The organism is Aliivibrio logei, assembly GCF_001691055.1.
Taxonomy (GTDB): domain Bacteria; phylum Pseudomonadota; class Gammaproteobacteria; order Enterobacterales; family Vibrionaceae; genus Aliivibrio; species Aliivibrio salmonicida.
The window spans coordinates 152-650 of record NZ_MAJU01000065.1 but is presented as its reverse complement, the minus strand read 5'-3'; the positions used below and the strand labels follow the sequence as shown (position 1 = coordinate 650).

Here is a 499-nt window from a genome sequence, read left to right as displayed (position 1 = left end):
AATGTAGTAAATCGTGTTGATACGATTGTTATGGCGCAACTTGCGACAACCGTAGCAATATACTACAATAATGAAAATTAACTTTAAATAGGATACTTACAATGGCTACAGCAAGCATCAGATTAGACCAAGACCTTGTGCAAAAAGCTACTATTATGGCTAAAGCATTCAGTCGCACTGCACCAAAACAAATTGAACACTGGGCTAAAATTGGTGAAATGATGGAAGATAACCCAGAACTATCATATGAGTTTGTAAAACAAGCAATTATTGCCAAAGCTGAAAAAGAAGCAGGAAAATTGGAGAACTATAGTTTTGGCTAATATAACTCAAATTTTACAGACACCTACATTTAAGAAAGCAGTAAAAAAGTTACATAAAAATCAAAAGACGGATCTTGATAATGCAATTAAAGAATTAATGAAAGAGCCATTATTAGGAGAGCAAAAGAAAGGTGACTTGTCATTTTTACGTGTCCATAAATTCAAAATGGTTAAGC

At 33.3% G+C, this 499-nt stretch carries 2 protein-coding genes; both read left to right on the top strand.

The features are described from left to right. The first annotated feature begins 101 nt into the window (after positions 1-101). Positions 102-323: a TA system antitoxin ParD family protein gene (locus A6E04_RS20830; RefSeq protein WP_065612298.1), complete on the top strand. Its 222-nt coding sequence runs from the start codon at positions 102-104 to the stop codon at positions 321-323. Continuing rightward, on the top strand, positions 316-499 hold a 184-nt coding region (locus A6E04_RS21535; protein ID WP_244886310.1), incomplete at its 3' end, for a type II toxin-antitoxin system RelE/ParE family toxin. The genes A6E04_RS20830 and A6E04_RS21535, both read left to right, overlap by 8 nt.